Source organism: Elusimicrobiota bacterium, assembly GCA_041660925.1.
Classification (GTDB): Bacteria; Elusimicrobiota; Elusimicrobia; order UBA1565; family UBA1565; genus JBAZUV01.
In genome coordinates this window covers 503,841-523,093 of the sequence record JBAZVI010000002.1, presented here as the reverse complement: position 1 = coordinate 523,093, position 19,253 = coordinate 503,841, and the positions used below count along the sequence as shown (strand labels likewise).

At 69.3% G+C, this 19,253-nt stretch carries 18 protein-coding genes and 1 tRNA gene; 12 read left to right on the top strand and 7 right to left on the bottom strand.

The genetic code is table 11. The annotated features are described in order from the left end of the window. The first annotated feature begins 1 nt into the window (after position 1). The 9 genes from WC969_04990 (at position 2) to WC969_04950 (ending at position 7,378) form a co-directional block, all read left to right on the top strand. On the top strand, positions 2–943 hold the full coding sequence (locus WC969_04990; GenBank protein ID MFA6029192.1) for a PfkB family carbohydrate kinase: 942 nt from the start codon (positions 2–4) through the stop codon (positions 941–943). Further along, positions 940–1,698 carry an ABC transporter ATP-binding protein gene (locus WC969_04985; GenBank protein ID MFA6029191.1) on the top strand — a complete coding sequence of 253 codons (759 nt, stop codon included), beginning with the start codon at positions 940–942 and terminating at the stop codon, positions 1,696–1,698. Before WC969_04990 ends, WC969_04985 begins: the two co-directional genes overlap by 4 nt. Then, positions 1,695–3,383 carry a hypothetical protein gene (locus WC969_04980; protein ID MFA6029190.1) on the top strand — a complete coding sequence of 563 codons (1,689 nt, stop codon included), beginning with the start codon at positions 1,695–1,697 and terminating at the stop codon, positions 3,381–3,383. The genes WC969_04985 and WC969_04980 overlap by 4 nt, the downstream gene beginning before the upstream one ends. Next, positions 3,370–4,149 (top strand): divergent polysaccharide deacetylase family protein, encoded by a 780-nt coding sequence (locus WC969_04975; protein ID MFA6029189.1) that lies wholly within the window; start codon positions 3,370–3,372, stop codon positions 4,147–4,149. The genes WC969_04980 and WC969_04975 overlap by 14 nt, the downstream gene beginning before the upstream one ends. Positions 4,150–4,151: 2 nt before the next feature. Next, positions 4,152–4,754 (top strand): thermonuclease family protein, encoded by a 603-nt coding sequence (locus WC969_04970; protein MFA6029188.1) that lies wholly within the window; start codon positions 4,152–4,154, stop codon positions 4,752–4,754. A gap of 46 nt (positions 4,755–4,800) precedes the next feature. Further along, positions 4,801–4,885, top strand: a tRNA-Leu gene (locus WC969_04965). Between the two features lie 49 nt (positions 4,886–4,934). Further along, positions 4,935–6,044, top strand: a complete 1,110-nt coding sequence (locus tag WC969_04960) for a hypothetical protein (protein MFA6029187.1) — start codon at positions 4,935–4,937, stop codon at positions 6,042–6,044. A gap of 33 nt (positions 6,045–6,077) precedes the next feature. Further along, positions 6,078–6,464, top strand: a complete 387-nt coding sequence (locus WC969_04955) for a response regulator (protein ID MFA6029186.1) — start codon at positions 6,078–6,080, stop codon at positions 6,462–6,464. Further along, on the top strand, positions 6,464–7,378 hold the full coding sequence (locus WC969_04950; protein ID MFA6029185.1) for a response regulator: 915 nt from the start codon (positions 6,464–6,466) through the stop codon (positions 7,376–7,378). The genes WC969_04955 and WC969_04950 overlap by 1 nt, the downstream gene beginning before the upstream one ends. A 279-nt stretch (positions 7,379–7,657) precedes the next feature. Here the strand turns inward: WC969_04950 and WC969_04945 are convergent, their stop codons facing one another. Genes WC969_04945 through WC969_04930 form a run of 4 tightly spaced genes read right to left on the bottom strand, consistent with a single transcriptional unit; the run spans position 7,658 to position 9,850 of the window. Beyond that, on the bottom strand, positions 7,658–8,746 hold the full coding sequence (locus WC969_04945; protein MFA6029184.1) for an AI-2E family transporter: 1,089 nt from the start codon (positions 8,744–8,746) through the stop codon (positions 7,658–7,660). Between the two features lie 13 nt (positions 8,747–8,759). Next, complete coding sequence (locus tag WC969_04940; GenBank protein ID MFA6029183.1) at positions 8,760–9,263, bottom strand: cyclic nucleotide-binding domain-containing protein; 504 nt, start codon at positions 9,261–9,263, stop codon at positions 8,760–8,762. Continuing rightward, on the bottom strand, positions 9,260–9,526 hold the full coding sequence (locus WC969_04935; GenBank protein ID MFA6029182.1) for a YtxH domain-containing protein: 267 nt from the start codon (positions 9,524–9,526) through the stop codon (positions 9,260–9,262). Before WC969_04935 ends, WC969_04940 begins: the two co-directional genes overlap by 4 nt. 30 nt (positions 9,527–9,556) lie before the next feature. Next, a complete protein-coding gene (locus tag WC969_04930; protein ID MFA6029181.1) occupies positions 9,557–9,850 on the bottom strand; it encodes a hypothetical protein in 294 nt (97 codons plus the stop codon). 228 nt (positions 9,851–10,078) lie between these two features. Between WC969_04930 and WC969_04925 the strand changes: the two genes are divergently transcribed. Then, on the top strand, positions 10,079–11,686 hold the full coding sequence (locus WC969_04925) for a hypothetical protein (protein ID MFA6029180.1): 1,608 nt from the start codon (positions 10,079–10,081) through the stop codon (positions 11,684–11,686). 61 nt (positions 11,687–11,747) lie between these two features. Here the strand turns inward: WC969_04925 and WC969_04920 are convergent, their stop codons facing one another. Next, on the bottom strand, positions 11,748–12,221 hold the full coding sequence (locus WC969_04920; GenBank protein ID MFA6029179.1) for a hypothetical protein: 474 nt from the start codon (positions 12,219–12,221) through the stop codon (positions 11,748–11,750). Between the two features lie 193 nt (positions 12,222–12,414). On the opposite strand from WC969_04920, the gene ileS reads away from it, so the two are divergent. Next, complete coding sequence (gene ileS, locus WC969_04915; protein MFA6029178.1) at positions 12,415–15,360, top strand: isoleucine--tRNA ligase; 2,946 nt, start codon at positions 12,415–12,417, stop codon at positions 15,358–15,360. Continuing rightward, on the top strand, positions 15,324–15,812 hold the full coding sequence (gene lspA / locus WC969_04910; GenBank protein MFA6029177.1) for a signal peptidase II: 489 nt from the start codon (positions 15,324–15,326) through the stop codon (positions 15,810–15,812). The genes ileS and lspA overlap by 37 nt, the downstream gene beginning before the upstream one ends. Positions 15,813–15,975: 163 nt before the next feature. Here the strand turns inward: lspA and WC969_04905 are convergent, their stop codons facing one another. Both WC969_04905 and rlmD read right to left on the bottom strand, forming a co-directional pair. Next, positions 15,976–17,619 (bottom strand): DUF456 domain-containing protein, encoded by a 1,644-nt coding sequence (locus WC969_04905; GenBank protein ID MFA6029176.1) that lies wholly within the window; start codon positions 17,617–17,619, stop codon positions 15,976–15,978. Between the two features lie 104 nt (positions 17,620–17,723). Continuing rightward, a complete protein-coding gene (gene rlmD, locus WC969_04900) occupies positions 17,724–19,226 on the bottom strand; it encodes a 23S rRNA (uracil(1939)-C(5))-methyltransferase RlmD (GenBank protein MFA6029175.1) in 1,503 nt (500 codons plus the stop codon). Between the last annotated feature and the right edge of the window lie 27 nt (positions 19,227–19,253).

The window sequence follows — 19,253 nt, the reverse complement described above, 5'->3', positions numbered from 1 at the left end:
CGTGACCGGTCCCCGCGCGTCCATCGTCGTCGTCGGTTCCGTCGCGCTCGACAGCGTCCAGACCCCCTCCGGCGAGAGCCGCGAGGCCCTGGGCGGCTCCGCCGTCTACTTCTCGCTGGCCGCCCGCCACTTCGCCGACGTGCGCATGGTCGGCGTCGTCGGGGAGGACTTCCCGGCCGAGCATCGCGCGATGCTCACCGGGCAGGGCATCGACGTCCGCGGCCTGCAGGCCGTCCCGGGCCGGACCTTCCGGTGGGTCGGCCGCTTCGGACGCAACCTCAACTGCGCGAAGACCCTCGACACGCAGCTCAACGTCTTCGAGTCCTTCAAGCCCGACCTGAGCGAGGAGCAGCGCGCCTCTCAGGCGGTGTTCCTCGCGAACATCGACCCGGACCTCCAGCACGAGGTCCTCGCGCAGATGCGCCAGCCGCGGCTGGTGGCCTGCGACACGATGAACTTCTGGATCACGAAGAAGCGGGCCGCGCTGCGCAAGCTCCTCAAGCGCGTGAACGTCTTCTTCGTCAACGAAGAAGAGGCGCGCAAGCTCACGCGCCAGGCCAACAACGTCCGCGCGGCGCGGGTCCTCGCGGGCTGGGGACCCTCGGTCGTCGTCGTGAAGATGGGCGAGCACGGAGCCCTGCTGCTGGCGGCCGGGCGCGTCTACCCCTTCCCCGCCTTCCCGCTCGACACCGTCAAGGATCCGACGGGCGCCGGCGACTCCTTCGCCGGGGCCTTCCTGGGGCACCTCGTCTCCTCGGGGGCGCACTTCGACGATGTCGCGGCCCTCAAGCGCTCCATCATCTACGGGACGGTGATGGCCTCCTTCAACGTCTCGGACTTCAGCACCAAGCGGCTCGAGGCTCTCGACCGGCCCTCGCTCGACGAGCGTTTCCGCGAGTACGCGGGCCTCTTCGCCATCGAGGGAGCCCCGGCTACTCGTTGATCGAGCTCCGCGACCTCACCAAGCGCTTCGGCGACCTCTCCGCCGTCGACGGCGTCACCCTCTCCGTGGCGCCGGGGGAGATCTTCGGCTTCCTCGGCCCCAACGGGGCCGGCAAGACCACCACCGTGAAGATGCTCTCCGGGCTCCTGCGACCGAGCGCGGGCTCGGCGTCCATCTGCGGCTTCGACATCGTCGAGAGGACCCTCGAGGCCAAGCGCGTGCTCGGCATCGTCCCCGACGAGCCCTTCGTCTACCCCAAGCTCACCGGCGCCGAGTTCCTGCGGCTGAGCGGCGACCTCCACGCGGTCCCTCTCGCGACCCAGCGCCGGCGCATCCCCGAACTCCTCGAGATGTTCGAGCTCTCCTCCTGGGGCGGGGAGCTCCTCGAGTCCTATTCCCACGGCATGCGCCAGAAGCTCGTCCTCTCCTCGGTGCTCCTCCACGAGCCGAAGGCCCTGCTCCTCGACGAGCCCCTCGTCGGTCTCGACCCCAAGAGCGCGCGCATGGCCAAGGAGATCCTGCGCACGCTCGCTTCCCGCGGCTGCGCGATCTTCATGTGCACCCACGTCCTCGAGATCGCCGAGGCCATCTGCGACCGCATCGGCATCATGATGAACGGCCGCCTCGACGCCGTCGGCACGATGTCCGAGCTGCGCGCGAAGGCGGGCGCGGGCTCCGAGGGCGCGCGTCTCGAGGACCTGTTCCTGCGCCTGACCGGCGCGCAGGAGTACGCGCAGCTGCTCAAGAACCTTTGATCCTCCTCCACCTCTTCCGCCGCCGCCTCCTCTCCTCGAAGAACCGCCTCCGCTCGCTGAGTCTCTGGGAGGGGACGCGCGACGCGGCCTTCGTCCTCGTCGGACTCTGGATGCTCGCCGGCCTCCATTACGGCTTCTACCGGCTCCTCTTCTACCTCAAGGACATCGAACTCATCGGCGCCCTCCTCATCTGGAAGCTCACGGCGATGGCGCTCCTGACGACCTTCGGGATGGTCGTGCTCTCGAGCCTCATCATCTCGCTGACCTCCCTCTTCTACGCGAGCGACCTTCCCTGGCTGCTGCGCTGCCCGGCCGGGATCCGGACCGTCTTCCTCGACAAGTCGCTCGAGACCGTGTTCTTCTCGTCGTGGATGATCGCGCTCGCGCTCCTGCCCTTCATCCTCGCGCTCGGCCGCGTCCTGGGCGCCGGCTGGGGCTTCTACGCGGTCTTCTGCGCGCTGACCCCGCCCTTCCTCGCCCTCGCCGCCGTCCTCGGGATGACCTTCACCCTGCTCCTGCTGCGCATATTCCCGTCCTCCCGGACCCGGGACGTCGTCTGGGTGCTCTCGAGCCTCTCGGTGGCGGGGCTCTACATGCTCCTGCGCTTCTCGCAGCCCGAGCGCCTCATCCGGCCGGACATGCTGAAGCTCGTCGCGGAGTACCTCGCCTACCTGCAGGCGCCGACCGCCCCCTACGCGCCCTCCTGGTGGATGACGAAGGCGCTCAAGGCCTGGGTCCTCGGCGAGCGCGGGACCTTCTGGGGGCAGGCCGCCCTCCTCTGGGGCTCCGCGCTGGCCCTCTACGCGGGCCTCCTCTCGCTGGCGGGACGCTTCTACGCCGTCGCCTACTCCGGCGCGCAGGAGTCGCGGCGAGGCCGGCGCGAGTCCGACATCCCCGAGACCCCCGAGATGCGCCTGGCGCGCTTCTTCGGAGGGGGGGCGCGCGCGCGGACCATCGCGGCCCTCTTCTGGAAGGAGCGCCTCACCTTCTCGCGCGACGTCAAGCAGTGGTCGCAGCTCGTGCTCATCGGCGCGCTCCTCTGCGTCTACCTCTTCAGCATCGCCCGCCTTCCGCTCGACACCCCGGACCTCAAGAGTCTCGTGAGCTTCCTCAACATCGGCATCGCCGGCTTCGTGCTCGCGGCGCTCTGCCTGCGCTTCACCTTCCCCTCGGTGAGTCTCGAGGGGCGCAGCTGGTGGGTCGTGCGCAGCTCGCCTATCACGGTCGAGTCCGTGATGTTCCAGAAGCTGCTCTTCACGCTGGGGCCGATGCTGCTCATCGCGACGGCGATGGTGGCGGCGTCGAACCATCTGCTGGAGGCCGACGCCTTCATCAGCCGCCTCACCCTGGGCACGATCTGGGTCGCGATGGGCGCGCTCTGCGTCATGGGGATCGGACTCGGAGCCGTGTTCCCGCGCTTCCACGTCGAGAACATCCACCAGATCGAGTCCTCGGCGGGGGGCTTCGTCTACATGGCCTGCGCCCTCTCCTACGTCGGCTTCCTCGTGGCCTGCGAGGCGATGCCCGTGCGCATGCACTTCTTCGAGCGCTTCGGACGGCTCCAGCCCTGGGAGCCGGGCATCCTCCTGCTGTGCGCCGCCACCTTCATCGTCGTCAACGCCGTCGCCTACGTCGTGCCGTGGATCCTCGGCCGGAGGTCTCTGGAGAAATATGAAGGCGATTAACATCCTCTTCTCGCTCATCCTGCCCCTCAGCACGCCGACGCAGGCGGCGCAGCCGCCTGCGAGCTCCGCCGCGAAGCCGAAGATCGCGGTCGTCCTCGACGACTTCGGCCTGAACTACAAGAAGACTCCGCCGGACGCCGAGTGGGAGGCCCTGCCCTTCCCGCTCACCTTCGCGGTGATGCCCCGCTCGCCCAAGACCCGCGAGGCCGCCCGGAGCATCAAGGCCTCGGACAAGGAGCTCATCATCCACTTCCCGTTCGACCCCTTCCTCAAGCTCGAGCTCCCCAAGGACGCGGTCTCCGAGAAGGACGCCGCCGTCGTCGAAGCCCTCCTCGCGGAGAGCTTCCGGGACATCCCCGGGCCGGCCGGGATCAACACCCACCGTTCGCTCAAAGCGACGCAGAACCGGCCGCTCATGGCCCGGTTCATGAAGGGCTACAAGGCGAAGGGGCTCTACTTCCTCGACAGCGGCGTCTCGCCCAAGACCGTGGCGTACGCGGAGGCCCGCGCGGCCGGCATCCCGGCGGTCCGCAACGATCTCTTCCTCGAACCCACCGCGCACCCCGGCGTGGAGCAGTGCCGGAAGGTTCTCCTCATGGCCGAGCGGCTCGCCCGCAAGCGGGGGCACGCGACGGTCATCGGGCACCACTACCACCGCAGCACCCTGGACTGCCTGAAGGGCGCCGTCCCGGAGCTGCAGAAGCAGGGCATCGAGTTCGTCTTCGCCTCTCAGCTCGCGACGCCGGTCCCGGCGGGGGGCAAGTGAAGATGCTCCATCGACTGCTGCTGGCCGGTCTTTTCCTCTGCGTTCCCCTGGGGGTGCGGGCTCACCCGGGCGGCGTCGACGCCGAGGGCTGTCACCGCGAGAGCGCTACGGGACAGCGGCACTGCCATCCCGAGCGTGCGAAGGGCGCGGCGGCGAAGCCCGCTCCCTCGGCCGCGGCGGCCAAAGAAGAATCGTTCCGCGGCAAGGTCGTCGCGGTGCTCGACGGGGACACGATCGAGGTCATGAACGAGGGCCGCGCCGTGCGCATCCGCCTGGCGGGGGTCGACTGCCCCGAGAAGTCCCAGCCCTTCGGGAAGCAGGCCAAGCTCTTCACCTCCGAGCTGGCTTTCGGACAGGTCGTCAACGTGCTCACCCACGACGTGGACCGCTACGGCCGCACCGTCGCGGAGATCCTCCTGCACGACGGCCGCTCCCTCAATCGGGAGCTCGTGAAGGCCGGGCTCGCCTGGTGGTACTGGCGCTATTCGAAGGACGAGGGGCTCAAAGCGCTCGAGGCCGAGGCCCGGGCCGCGAAGCGGGGCGTCTGGGCTCAGCCGGATCCCATCGCCCCGTGGATGTTCCGGAAGACGAAAGGAGCCGTTTGAGTGCTAGAATGACGGCGTGGATCCGCGCGCGGATTCACGGATCGCAGCCGGCGTGGCGGAACTGGCAGACGCAAGCGACTCAAAATCGCTCGGGGCTTCGCCCCATGTGGGTTCGACTCCCTCCGCCGGCACACGATCCGATCGCCCTCGTCCCGATGGGATGAGGGAGGAGTCTCTCCGATGAAGAAGCTCTCCCTTCTCGCCGCACTGGCATTCAGCGTCGCCGCCGTCCGCGCGCAGGTGGTCTTCCACAAGATCGAACCGTTAGGGAAGGCGCTCGGCCCCTTCGACGAGGGGGGCTCGTACTTCGCGCTCAAGTGGCAGAAGGCGGCCCCGAACGGAGTGTTCCTCGCGGCGGCCGCCGATCCTGCGCGCCGCAGGGTCTGGCTCGCGGCGGCCCCCTACGGGACGAGTTCCGAGGCGGTCCTCACCGCGTTCGACGCCCACGGCGAGAAGGCCGGCGAGGTCCTCCTCCCGACGGGATTCAAGGAGTTCAAGGTCCTTGACGAGGGAGGCCCCGATCCGCTCTTCGTGGTCTACAGAGAAGCGGCGCTCGCCGCCTTCGACGCCGGAGGGAAGATGCGCTGGGAGCTCAAGCCCGCGCAGATGCGCGCCGAGTCCTTCGCGCTCGCCTCGAAGTCCGAGGGCGGGCCCTGGGTCGCCGCGACCTACTACTACGGAGAGGCCGGCCTGCGCGTGGCGGACGGCAAGGGCAAGCTCCTCTGCGAGCTCAAGGAGCCCTCGAGCCTCCGCTGGGTCTCCCGGGTGCTGGTCGGCAAGAAGGCCCGGCTCCTCGCCACCGACGGCATCGGCAAGCTCATGATCCTCGACGAGAAGGGGAAGGTGCTCGAGCGCGTGAGCGCCGGGGGCAACAGCGAGCGGGCCCTGCTCGACGCACGGAACCCGAAGGACCGCCGCCTCTATGTGCTCGACTCCGGCTTCGACACCCAGCGTCAGTCGATCGCCGTCTACCGTTCGACGGACCCCGCGAAGGGGGGCTGGACGAAGGAGCTCTCCCAGGACCTCGGGCACATCACCGTCTCGGCGCTGACGCTGGGCGACTTCGACGGGAAGGGGACGCTCCTCCCCGTGCTCGGCACGGACAACGGCTGGGTGTTCGTCCTCGACCAGACGGGAAAGGTCATCGACGAGCGCCGGCTGCATGGGCGCGTCTCCCTGCTGGCCGCCGCCGACTTCTCGGGGAAGGGCAAGGACGACCTCCTGGTCGCGACCGAAGGATCCTCCCTGAACCTGTCGTTCTATACGCGGGAAGCTCGTCCGTCCCGTTGAAGGTCCGCGCCCGGTTGTGCTAAGCTCGTCCCGATGAAGAAGATCCTGGTCGTCGACGACAACACCGCTTTCACCGAGCTGGTCGAGATGGTCTTCAGCGGCGAGTACGAGGTCCTGAAGGCCCCCGACGGCCAGGAAGGGCTGCGCATGGCCCAGACGACGCATCCCGACGTCATCCTCCTCGACGTCATGATGCCCAAGGTCTCCGGCCTCGAGATGCTGCGACAGCTCCAGGCGGACCCCGAGACGCGCGCCATCCCCATCATCGTGCTGACCGCCAGCCACTTCGACCCCTCGACGCAGGGGATGTTCAAGGAGGAGCCCAACGTGCTCTCCTTCCTGCGCAAGCCCTGCGGGATCGAGATGATGCGCAGCCAGATCCAGCTCGCGCTGCAAAGGCGCGAGCAGAACAACCCCTGATGGCTCCAAAGACGGTGCTGGTCGTCGACGACGACCAGGTGCTCGTCTCCATGCTCAAGGACGGGCTCGAGACCCGCGGCTACCGCGTCGTCACCGCCTATGACGGACTCCAGGGGATCCTCCAGGCCCATCAAAGCCGCCCCGACGCCATCCTCCTCGACTTCCAGATGCCGGCCGGCGGCGGGCCCGGAACCTACGAGCGCCTGCGCGAGGCGCAGGACACCCGCGAGACGCCCATCATCTTCCTGACCGCCGTCACCGCCCAGCAGGTCCGCGAGAAGGTGAAGTCTTCTCCCCGGACCTATTTCCTCAAGAAGCCGGTCTCTCTCGAGCAGCTGCTCTCCGTGCTCGAGCAGATCCTGCAGGCGGCGCCGGCCTCCGCGCCGGCCCCGACGCCGGCACCGCCTCCGGCGCCGGCCGCCGCCGCGCCTTCTCCGGCCCCGGCGCCCGCCCGGGCTCCCGCCCGCGCCCCGGCGCCGACGCTGCGCTCGGCGGGCGGGGGCTGGCAGACCCAGGACTTCACGCTGAGCGCGGCGGACTGCGACCCTTCGGGGGTCCTCGCCCTCCAGGGACTCTCCCGGATCATGCAGGAGAGCCGAAAGAGCCTCCTCTCCAAGGCGGGCGTCCTGCTCGACGTGCTCGAGGGCATGCGCGGTCTGCGCTGCCCGCTCTACGCGCTGGACCTCAAGCTCCGCGGCTCCGCCCGCGCGGGCGAGCGGGTCGCCGTGCGCACCCGCCTCATCCAGGTCTTTCCCGCGAGCCTCGCCTTCGAGCATGAGGTCCGCGGAGGTCCCGGCTCCACCGTGCTCGTCGCGCATTCCTTCGCGCGCCAGGCGCTCCTCGACGCCAAGGGGAAGCCCGAGCGCTGGCCGAAGGACCTCGAAGTCCTCCTCCGTCCTTTCGTCGTCGGCTAGAACCCAACCAGGGGCGTCTTCCTACTGCAATCGCGGCTTTCGGGCTGCGACATTGTTGCTCGTCCCGAACAACCAGACGGCGTAGCTTCGGGACGTCCCGAACCTACGCATTCTGGATGTTCGGGACGGGGCTTGCGTAGCCCCGCTACGCTGTGCCCCTGCGCGCCGCGTCTCGCTCCGAAATCCGCGATTTCGTAACGGAAGTCGCCCCTGGTTGGGTTCTAGACGGGGTCGTCTTCAGAAATGACAGGGGTGGCGTGCGGGTGCGCGGCGGGGAGGTTAGATGTAGGGGACGTCGAGGCCGTCGAGGGTGAGGCGGGGGGACTGCGTCTGGCTGGAGTAGTAGTCCCACGCCACACCGATGAGCGCCTTGAGGACGCAGGCGGCGGGGACGCCGAAGAGCAGGCCGATGAAGCCGAACACCTTCCCGCCGATCATGAGGGCCAGCAGGAAGACCAGCGGGTGCAGATGCATGGAGTGGCGGGAGATGAGGGGCTGGAGCAGCGCCTCGTCGGCGAGGCGGATGCCGCCGAAGAGCGCGACGACCTTGAGGGGGGCGATGACGTCGTGGAACTGGAAGAAGGCGACGAGTCCGCCCACGAGAGCGCCGATGATGGCGCCGAGATAGGGGATGAAGCTCGACACTCCGGACAGGGTGGCCACGCCGAGCGCGTAGTCGATCCCGAGGATCCAGAGCCCGACGTACGAGGCCAGGCCGATGACGCTCGCGGTGATGAGTATGCCGCGCAGGTAGTTCCCCAAGGAGGTGTCGATCTCGCTGAAGATGTGCAGGACCTGCTCGACGTGGCGGCCCGGGCAGATCTGCACGGCCTTGTCCATCAGGGCGTCGGAGTCCATGAGCATGAAGAAAGTGATGAACGGGACCAGGAAGATGAGCGAGAGCAGCGGGAAGAGCCCGAGGATGTAGGAGGGGAGCTTGGGCAGCTGCTCCATGAGCGGGTTGTACATCTTCAAGCTGAGGCGCTCGACGAGCACGTTGCCGAAGGGGAGTCGGTGGGCGAGCTCCTTCTGCAGGGATCCGAAGATCGTCTCGATGCCCGTGAAGTAGAGCTGCGCGCGTCCCTGCAGGAGCGCCAGCTCCGAGGTCATCGCCGGCAGCAGGAAGTTGGCTCCGAGGGCGATGGCCGAGGCGATGACGAGGTAGAGGCCGAGCACGACGTGTTCGCGGCGGTAGCCGCGGCTCTCGAACTCGTGGATGAGCGGGTTGACGAGGTAGGCGAGGGCGAAGCTCAGCAGGAACGGGATGAGCACCGCGTGGATGTGGTACAGGAAATACAGGAACGCCGCCCCGGCGAAGAGCGCCGGCCAGGAGAGGCTCGGGAGCTGGCGGCGGGCGGCGGTTCCCATGCTCATCCCCGGTTCAGGCGGCCGGCCGTTCCGCTTCGCCGACCGTCGCGGTCTCCCCGTGGGTGGCCTTGCGCAGACGCGCCGAGAGCAGACGCGCGAGGTGGGTCATGATGCTGACGCCGATGGCCGGGTGCTGCTGCAGGATGTCGTCGAGCTTCGAGCGGTAGAGGAGCAGGAGCGTCGAGCGCTCCTTCGCCTTCGCGCAGGCCGAACGCGGCAGCTGTTCGAGCAGCGCCATCTCCCCGAAGAAGGAGCCCGGGCCCAGCTCGGCGACGACGTGCGTCCCGCGCGTGAGCTCGACCTTCCCCGTCTCGACGATGAAGAGCGCGCGCCCGATGTCGCCTTCGAGGAAGAGGACCTCTCCCTCGTGGTAGGTCCGCGCGTGGAACATCTGCAGCAGGTGCCCGAGCTCGCGCGGGGAGAGTCCCTTGAAGAGGGACAGGGAGCGGAGGAAGTCGCGCTTGCGGACGAACTGCTTGTCGATGAAGAAGGCCTGCAGCTTGTCGAACGGCTTCACGCCGCGCTGCCGCCGGTCTCGCGGTAGGCCTTCTGGGCCGCCTCGAACGCCGCGCCGACCTGCTCCTTCTTCGAGTGGAGCAGCTCGCGCTCCTTCTCGTAGACCTCGCGGACCTTCTCGCGGCCTTCCTCGGCCATCCTGCCGATGCGGCGGCGGGTCTCCGCGCCCGAGGCGGGGGCGAAGAGGACTCCGAGCGCGGCGCCGACGACGCCGCCGAGCATGAACGCGAAGATGCACTCACCGGAATTGTTGTTCTCAGACATTTGATCCTCCGATATCCTTCTCAGACGGCTTCAGTCGCAGGAGCGGGCCCGGCGACGCATCCAGAAAGCGGCCGCCGTTCCCAGCCCGATCGCCAGGGCTTTCGCCCAGCCCGAGCTCGCGAGACCCGCGAACTCGCTCAGGCGGTCGGTGGCTCCGCGCAGCCGCCCGAACTGGTCGCGGGCGGTGTAGGCGAGCGCCTCGACCGCCGCCGCCGCGCGCCGCACCTGCCAGAAGACGTACAGGGCGAAGCCCAGGAGGGCGAGGACGGCGAGGGTGATGACGCCGAGGCAGACGGCGATGAACGCCATGAGTATGTGTTCCACGGGTACGATGATAGCCGAAATCGGCGAGGAGCGGCAAGCCTTTTGTGGCGGGCCGCTCCCGCCGGGGGGGGCGCGGGAGGACTCTTCCGTCCCTTCGCTCCGCGGCGCCCGTCCAGGGCCCAGTCTCGTCCTGGGCCGGCGGCCCGGGTAGGTCCAAGGGCCTATAAAAGCGACTAGGCCCTTTGGCCCTTGATTGGGGACCCCCCGACCTACTATCCTGAAAGTGCCATGAAACCCTTCGGCCGCCGCAAGCACGGTCATGCCGCCGGGCCCGAGGCCTCCGTTCCCAAGGCCCCGGTTCCCGAGGCCCCGCCTCCCGCGGAGCCCGACATCCCCGTCCTCAAGAAGAAGGAGGAAGAGCGCAAGCGCGGCGGCGCGCTCTGGAGCGGCAGCGGCGCCTCCGGCGGCGCGTCGGGCCTGGGCGCGGCGGGCGTAGAGGTCGGAGCGGGCGCGGCGGCGCGCGCCGGCTTCCTCGGCTCCCGTGCCGTGGCGGCGGCCCTCTCGAAGCTCCTCGGCGGCCCCGGGACCGTGCTCGGCGGGCTCTTCGCGGCCAAATACGGCTCGAGCATCGTCCTCGGCGGCATGATGCTCTGGGCGGCCCTCGTCAGTCTCGCCGGCCTCGCCATGCTCGGCGGCGGTCGAGGAACCGTCGAGAGTCCGGCGGTCTCCCTCTCCATGGGGGGCTCCGGCATCGTCATCGATTCCGCCCGCGACAAGGCCCTGGGCATGGTCGCCAGGGCCAACGAGGGCGAGTTCGCCTGGGACGAGACCAAGCCCACAGCGCCCAAGGTCGAAGAGAAGAAGGATGCCGTCCAGGCCGATGGGGAGCAGACTCCTCCCATGCCGGACGTCAGCGAGATGATGAAGCAGCAGGGCATCCAGGGCGACAAGGGCGCCCTCGCCGACGGCTTCACCAAGCGCCTCGCGAAGGGCCTTCCCGAGGGCAGCATGCCGTCGATGATGGGTTCGGCCGGGCTCGCGGGCGGCAACAAAGGGCTCAAGCAGGGCGCGGGCGGCTTCAATCTCAAGTCGAACATCGGCGGCAAGCCGGCGCAGGGCAAGCTCGCGACCTTCGCCCGGGGCCTCTTGAAGCCCGCCGTCGGGAAGCTCAGCTCGCTGCGCGGGCGCTCGAACCGGGCGATGGGCCAGCTCAAGATGGCGCGCACGATGTCGAGCGCCGGCGCCGCCGCGGCTCCGGATTCGCAGGCGCACCAGTACGCGGCCAACGCCTTCGACCAGCAGGGGACGCAGGGCGGTCAGATCTCCGGCATCGACGACACCTCCGCGGTGGTCCCGCCGAGCGCCGGCACCGGTACCGGCACCGGGGTCGACAACACCCTCCCGACCGTCCCGGAGGTCCCGCCGGGCGGCAACGTGACGCCGTATCAGCCCACCCTGGACGCCGCCAAGGGCATGGGGAACATGGCTTCCATGCTCAAGCTCCTCAGCCTCGTCCTCATCGCCGCGGGCATCGCCATCATGGCCATGGCCTCCGGCCCGTGGGCGTTCATCCTCATCATGATCGGGCTGATGCTCGTCGCCCTCGGCATGATGATGCTCTCCATGGCCGGCGCCATGGCCGGCATGGCCAAGAACATGGGCAACATGATGAAGAACATGTACGGCCAGCAGGACCAGGGACAGATCGTCGACGAGTGCGCCGACCAGGCCTACTCGAAGGGCACCAAGATCGCCAACTGCAGCCCCGCGACGCAGCCGGAGGAGAACAAGCGCAACACCAGCGTCCAGCAGGCGGTGCAGGACGAGTCGAACGCGACCTATCAGATGGACGGCGGGACGCAGAAGGTCCAGACGAAGGGCAGCAACACTCAGTAAGCACGAGACGCAAAGAGGAGGGCCGCCCTTCGTCGAGGGCGGCCCTCCTCTTCGTTGGGGTTCAGGAGCGGGAGGCTTGCTTGACCGCCTTTCGGACGGCGCGGGCGTAGAGCCAGCGCACCGGGACGAGGAGGCTCAGCAGCTCGAGGGGGGCGCGGAACATCACCGCGAACACCTCGGCCTGCACGCGCGTCCCCTTCGCGGGCGCCTCCAGCAGCTCGAGCGAGCAGATGAACTCTCCCGCGTCGAAGAAGCCCTTCTCCTTGCGCACGGCGAGTTCCAGGCGGTACGGGGGCTCGCAGGTCCGGATGTCCCAGGAGAAGCTCTCGCGCCCTCCCCGTGCGTCGAGCACCGCGACCCGGGCCCCGGCGGCGAAGGCGGGGGGGGAGCCGGCGCCGTGGAGCTTGACGGACGCTCCGCCCCGGCAGGCGCGCAGGGCGTGCGAGAGGGTCAGGCAGAACTCGGGCCGCGCCAGGCGCTTCCAGAGCTCCGCGGGGGACTGGGACAGCAGGACCTCGGTCTTCACGGGTCGCATGCGTCTTGTATAACAGACCGCGCGCGGCTTGTCAACGCGATGAATCCCAGGTGCCTGCCATATAACGTTATACGACGTCGGACTTCGTCGAGTCTCGACATGACCGGCGAATCCGGCGATGTATAACGTCATATGGCAGGCACCCGCATCCACGCGCGACGGGAAGTCGCGAAACTGCTAGAATCGGCTTCCGATGAGCAAACCCGAAGGCAAGAGCTGGTCGCACACCGTCCACCTCCCGCAGACGCAGTTCCCCATGAAGGGGGACCTCCCCAAGCGCGAGCCGCCGACGCTCGCGTTCTGGGAGGAGAAGAAGGTCTTCGAGCGCATGCTGGAGGCCGCGAAGGACGGCTCCTTCGTGCTCCACGACGGTCCGCCCTACGCCAACGGCCACATCCACATGGGGACCGCCCTCAACAAGGTCCTCAAGGACCTCGTCGTGAAGTCCCAGTCCATGCTCGGCCGCCGCACGCCCTACGTGCCCGGCTGGGACTGCCACGGCCTGCCCATCGAGCACGCCCTCCTCAAGGAGAAGAAGGCGAGCAAGCGCGACGTCAAGGACCTCGTCGCCTTCCGGCACGAGGCCCAGGCCTTCGCCGAACGCTTCATCGGCGTCCAGCGCGCGGAGTTCAAGCGCCTCGGCGTGCTCGGCTCCTGGGACGCGCCTTACACGACGATGTCGCGCTCCTACGAGGCCGGCATCCTGCGCGCCTTCCGTCGTCTCTACCGCGACGGCTACATCTTCCGGGGCCTGAAGACCGTCTCCTGGTGCGTCTACTGCGAGACCGCCTTGGCCGAGGCCGAGGTCGAGTACAAGGACAAGACCTCCCCGTCGGTGTATGTCGCTCTGCCCATGAAGGGGCAGAGCGAGCGGTTCGGGAAGGACGCCTCGGTCCTCGTCTGGACGACGACCCCGTGGACGCTGCCCGCCAACCTCGCGGTGGCCTTCAACCCGACGATGTCGTACTCGCTCCTGCGCCTCAAGCTCCCGGGCGTCGACGCGCCCCGCGCCCTCCTCATGGCCGACTCCCGCGCCGAGGCCGTCTGCAAGGCCCTCCACGCGGAGGTCGTCGGCAAGGTCGGGACCTGGTCGGGCCGCGAGGTCGTCGACTCCGGGCTCGTCTGCGAGACGCCCTTCGGGCACCTCGCGGGCTTCCCGACCAAGGAGTCCCGCACGGTCCTCGCCGACTACGTGAGCGCGGAGGACGGCACGGGCATCGTGCACACCGCGCCCGGACACGGGCTCGACGACTTCCACACCGGGCTCAAGAACAAGCTCCCCATCCTCTGCCCCGTCGACGGCAACGGCCGCTTCACGGCCGAGGCCGGGCCGTTCCAGGGCCTGCAGATCTTCAAGGAGGGGAACCCGCAGGTCGTCGAGCGCCTGCTCGCCGACGGCCGGCTCCTCGCCCATGAGAGCATCGCGCACAGCTACCCGCACTGCTGGCGCTGCAAGAACCCCATCGCCTTCCGCGCCACCGAGCAGTGGTTCCTCGGAGTGGAGAAGAACGGCCTGCGCGAGCGCCTCCTCAAGGCGATCGACGAGGTCCAGTGGGTCCCCGCCGCCGGCAAGGAGCGCATCTCCGCGATGGTCACGAACCGTCCCGACTGGTGCATCTCGCGCCAGCGGCTGTGGGGCACGCCCATCCCCATCCTGCACTGCGCCGCCTGCGGCAAGCTCCACGACGACGAGGCGACCCTCGCCGCGATCGAGCAGCGCGTCGCCGAGGCCGGCTCCGACTTCTGGTTCGCGGAGCGCGAGGCCCCCGTGGCCCTGCCCGGGACGAAGGAGGTCCCCGCGGGCGCCCAGACCTGGAGCTTCCTGCCGGCGAAGCCCTGCGCCTGCGGCTCGACGCTCTTCCGCCGCGACGCCGACATCCTCGACGTCTGGGTGGACTCGGGCGCCTCCTGGCTGAGCGTGCTCGGCGAGAAGGCCGTCCCCTGCGACCTCTACCTCGAGGGCTCCGACCAGCACCGCGGCTGGTTCCAGAGCTCCCTGGTGATGGCCGTGGCCTGCACAGGGAAAGCGCCGTATAAGGCGGTGCTCACCCACGGCTTCCTCCTCGACGAGAAGGGTCATGCGATGCACAAGTCGGCCGGCAACACCGTGAGCCCGCAGGAGGTCATCGACAAGCTCGGCGCCGACGTCCTGCGTCTGTGGGTCGCGCTCGCCGACTTCACCGACGACGTCCGCATCTCGAGCAAGCTCCTCGAGGGGCCGACCGAGTCCTACCGGAAGCTCCGCAACACCTTCCGTTTCCTGCTCGGCAGCGTCTGCGACTTCGACCCGCTGAAGGACGCCGTTCCCTTCGCGAAGCTCCCCGAGCTCGAGCGCGCCATGCTCGCGCGGCTCTCGGCGCTCGAGGACGGGGTCCGCCGCGACTGCGCGGAGTACGCCTTCCGGCGCAGCGCCATCGCGCTGCAGGACTTCTGCAACCTCGACCTCTCGGCCTTCTACCTCGACGTCCGCAAGGACGCGCTCTACACCCTCGGGACCGACGACCCGGTCCGGCGCGGGGCGCAGACGGTCATGTGGGAGTGCCTCACGCGCCTGCTGCGTCTGGCCTCCCCGATCCTCTCGTTCACCTGCGAGGAGGGCTGGCAGGAGCTGCGCCGCCTCCTCGCCGAGAAGGGCTCGGCCTGGCCCGCGGCCGAGAGCGTCTTCCTCCAGCCGCTGCCTCCGTGCCCGAAGGAGTGGGCCGACGAGCAGCTCCAGCTGCGCTGGGCGGACCTCCTGCGCGTGCGCGAGGCCGCGCTCAAGGTCCTCGAGCGCATGCGCGGGGCCAAGGCCATCGGCTCCTCGCTGCAGGCGCGGGTCGTCGTCTCCGCCGGCGGAGACGCCTACGAGTTCCTGCGCACCCTGAGCCCCGAGGCCTGGGCCGAGCTCCTCATCGTCTCCGACGTCGAGCTCAAGCGCCTCACCGACGCCGCCGAGACCGAGGCGGCGGTCAAGACGGGCGAGGCGAGCAGCGAGAGCGCCGTGCTCTCCGTCGCTCCGGCCGAGGCCGTGCAGGTTCACGCCGAGCGCTCCGCGGGCACGAAGTGCCCTCGTTGCTGGCGCTACCGCAGCGACCTCGGACTCTCCAGCGAGGACCCCGCCCTGTGCGCACGCTGCGTCCAGCAGCTCTCGAAGCGCTGAGCGTCCTCGCCGTCTTCGGCGCGGACCGCGCCACGAAGGTCTGGGCGCTGCGCGCCCTGCCTTCCGACTCCTCGCTGCACGTACTGCCGCTGCTGCACTTCACCTACGTCGAGAACACCGGCGCCGCCTGGGGGATGCTGCGGGGGGGGAACACTCTCCTCATCGCGGTCTCGCTCGTACTGCTCGCCGCGCTCCTGCAGATGCGCCGGCGCTGGGCCGTCGAGCAGGTCGGGGTCCGCTACGGCGCGGCGCTCGTCGTCGGCGGCGCGCTCGGCAACCTCTACGACCGGCTGACCCTGCGCTTCGTCGTGGACTTCCTGGAGTTCACCGGCTTCCCCTTCCCCGTCTTCAACGTCGCCGACTCCGCCATCACCGTCGGAGCATGTCTTTTGGCCTGGGGACTCAAGGATGAGAAGGACGAGTCCGCCCCCGCGAACCCCTCGCCGAAGTAGTCCCGCCTCATGAACGGCCGGTCCCCCTCACCCCTGTCCCCTCTCCCCCCGGTGGGGGGAGAGGGATGAAGGGAGAGGGGGGCTCCAAAAAACGGACACCGGCGGAGGGGTAACTCGCCGGTGTCCTTTCAATCGTGCGGCGCCGACGGCGGTGCGCCGTCGGCTACTTGCCTATGGGGTTGTTGTTGAGGTGCGTCACCGCTCCCATGAGGCCGAAGCCGATCGCTCCGCCGATGAGGGCGCCGATGGGCCCGCCGAAGATGAAGCCGAGGATGCCGAAGCCGACCGCGCCGAAGGCGCCGGCGACGGCGTCCTTCTTGAGCTCGGTCATGAGCGCCTTGTTCTTGGCGTCCTTGTCGGCGGCGGAGGTGTCGCGCTTGTCGCCGGTGATGGCCGGCACCTCGGCGACGACGAGCCCTCCCGGGGTCCCGCCCGGCCGCTGGAGCTGGCTCGTGCCCTGGCGGAGGCGGTTGAGGTAGGGGGCGCAGATGTCGTCGGTCGGCGTCGCGGTCCCGTCGATGGCCTGGTCGGTCCCCGCGCGGGCGGCGTCGTCATCGCCCTCTTTGGCCGCCTTCTGCATCTTGCTCTTCGTGATGCCGAGGCGCTGCAGGAGAGACGGCTTCTCCTCCGTCGTCGCCGCGGCCGCTTTCGGGGCCTTGCGCGTGCAGTAGTAGTCCTCGAGTTTGACCTGGTCGACGCCGCGCGCGGCGAGACCGGGCGGCACGCCCTTCTTCTCCTTGAGGATGGCCTCGGCCTTCGCGAAGGCCTTCTGGGTCCATTTGACGGAGAACTCCTTCTTCGCCTTCTCGAACTCGGCCGTCGCCTTGGCCTTGTCCTCGGCGCTCAGGTCCTTCTTCTCCATGGCCGCCTTGAGCCCCTTGAGCTTGAGGAGGTCGGCGTCCATCTCCTTGGCGGTCTCGGGGTTGTCCTTGGCGTCGGCGAGGAAGAGCACGAGCGCGAACTCGGTCGCGTCGTTGCTCCCGAGATAGTCCTTGATCTCCTGGTCGCGGGGAGAGAGCTTGGTCTCGACCTTGGACGGCGGCTGGTCCTTGGCCGGGGGCTGATCCTTCGCCGGGGGCATGGTCTGTCCGCCAAGGATCGGGTCCTTGGCCGGGGGCTGATCCTTCGCCGGGGGCTGATCCTTGGCCGGCGGCTGCGTCTTGCCGGCGGGCTTGCCGGCGACGGGCTTGGTCGTCGGCTTCGCCGAGGGCTTCGCCGCCGGCTTTGCCGCAGCCTTGGTCTTCGTCACGTGGAGCACGGTCGAGGGGTCCCTGGCCGAGAGGGAGAGCTCGAAGCGCGCCGGCGAGGCCTTGTTGGTCTTCGTGTCGCGCGCGGAGAGGACTCCGTCCTTGCGCTCGAGGACGTAGGTCGTGGGGCTGGCCTTGACGTCGGTCTCGGGGGCTTTGCCGGCCTCGACCTTGCGGTTGGTCCGCTTGACGAACTTGTAGAGGGGGACGCCCGAGAAGTCCGGATGCGCGGGGTCGCGAGTCAACCCGACGGCGCCTTTGAACTTCTCTCCGGTCGTCGGCTTGTGGTACGCGCCGCACTTGGGGGCGTAGCAGAACAGCTCGCCGGCTTCGGTGGTGACCGACTGCCAGCTGCCCCAGCCGGTCGGGGAGTTGAACTCGTCCTTGGGGGCGGGCTTCGCCGGTTTCGCCGGCTTGTCTGGGATGGCGCTCACCTTGTGCTTCGGGTTTCGGGGGTCGGTCGAGCCGGAGGCGGTCGACTCGCCCGCGGCGAAGGCCGGCAGCGGGAGGCTGTTGCCCAGGAGGAGGATGGCCATCAGGACGCGCAGAGTGGTTTTCATGGTCGCACCTTTCCCATAAGGAATGGAGCCGGCTCCGTGATTATACACGCAGGACTATAGAGGAGTCAGCGTCCAAGGGCCCATTATACACTAGGACGAAAGGCCTAGATAGTCGGCGAGGCGGGGGCGTCGCGCTCGAAGACCCCGACGGTCTCGATGTGAGAGGTCTGCGGGAAGAGGTCCACCGGCTGCACGCGGCGCAGGCGCCAGCCGCCGCGGGCCAGCCGGGCCGCGTCGCGCGCGAAGGTCGCGGGGTTGCAGGAGATGTAGACGATGCGGCGCATCGCCGGGGAGTTGAGGGACTTGAGCACGGACTCCTCGCAGCCCGCGCGCGGCGGGTCGAGCAGCGCGGCGCAGGAGAGCGGGGGCTTCTTCTCGAAGGAGGCGTGCAGGCGGCCCAGCGCGGTCTCGACGCGGCCGGGGACGAACTCGCAGTTCTTGACCTCGTTGAAGCGCGCGTTGCGCCGCGCGTTCTCGACGGCGTCGCGGTTCTCCTCGATGCCGACGATGCGCTCGGCCGCGCCCGAGAGACAGAGCGCGATGGAGCCGACCCCGCTGTAGAGGTCGAAGAGGAGCTCGGGGCGGAAGCCGTCCGCGCACAGGAGCGCGCGGGCCGCCTCGTAGAGGACGAGGCTCGCGGGGGTGTTCACCTGCATGAAGGCCGCCGGGGCGGCGCGCAGGCGCAGGGTCCCCAGTCGCTCCTCGAGCTCCGATTCTCCCCAGAGGGTGCGCCAGGCCGAGCCGAGCGCGACGGAGGTGCGGTGGGGCTGCACGTTGTGGAGGATCGCGACGATCTCGGGGAAGCCGACGAGGATGCGCTTGAGGAACTCGTCCTTGCGGGGGAAGGTGGAGTCGTTGGTGACCAGCGCGATGAGGGCCTTGCCGTCCTCGTTGGTGCGCACGAGCAGGTGGCGCAGCCAGCCCTCGTGCGCGCGCACGTCGTAGGGGCGCCAGCCGAGCTCGGCGCAGAGCGCCTTGACCCTCAGCGCGATGCGCACGGAGAGCTCGGGCTGCACCGGGCAGTCCGTGAAGTCCACGATGGCGTTGGTCCCGGGGGAGAAGAAGCCGGCGACGACGCGGCCCTCGCGCGCGCCGAAGGGGATGAGCACCTTGTTGCGGTAGCGCAGGACCTTCGGGGAGGGGAGCGCGGGCTCGACCGGCGGCTCGGGGATGCGGCCGATGCGGCGCAGGCAGTCGACGACGATGTCGCGCTTGGCCTCGAGCTGGCCCTTCGCGGAGAGCTGCTGCCAGTTGCAGCCGCCACAGGGGAGGGGCCCCCCGGGACGGAAGTGGTGCGCGCAGACCGGCTCGACGCGCTCGGGGCCGGGGGAGAGCACCTCGAGGAGCTCGGCCTCGGCGAAGCCCTTCTCGACCTTGCGCAGGCGCACGCGCAGGCGGTCGCCCGGGGCGGCGTAGGGGACGAAGATGACGCGGCCCGCGGTCGTGCTCCCCTCGGGCCGTGCCGTGGGGGCTGAGCGGGGCCCCGCGGCGCTCCCGCCCGCCCCTTCCGCCGCGGGCGCCGCGCCGGGGACGGAGCGTGCGATACCCTGCCCTTCGGGGGCGGGGCGGTCCACGCGGACTTCGAGCTCTTCGAGCGCCGTTTCCATGGGGACAGTGTACCAATTTAGTAGAAT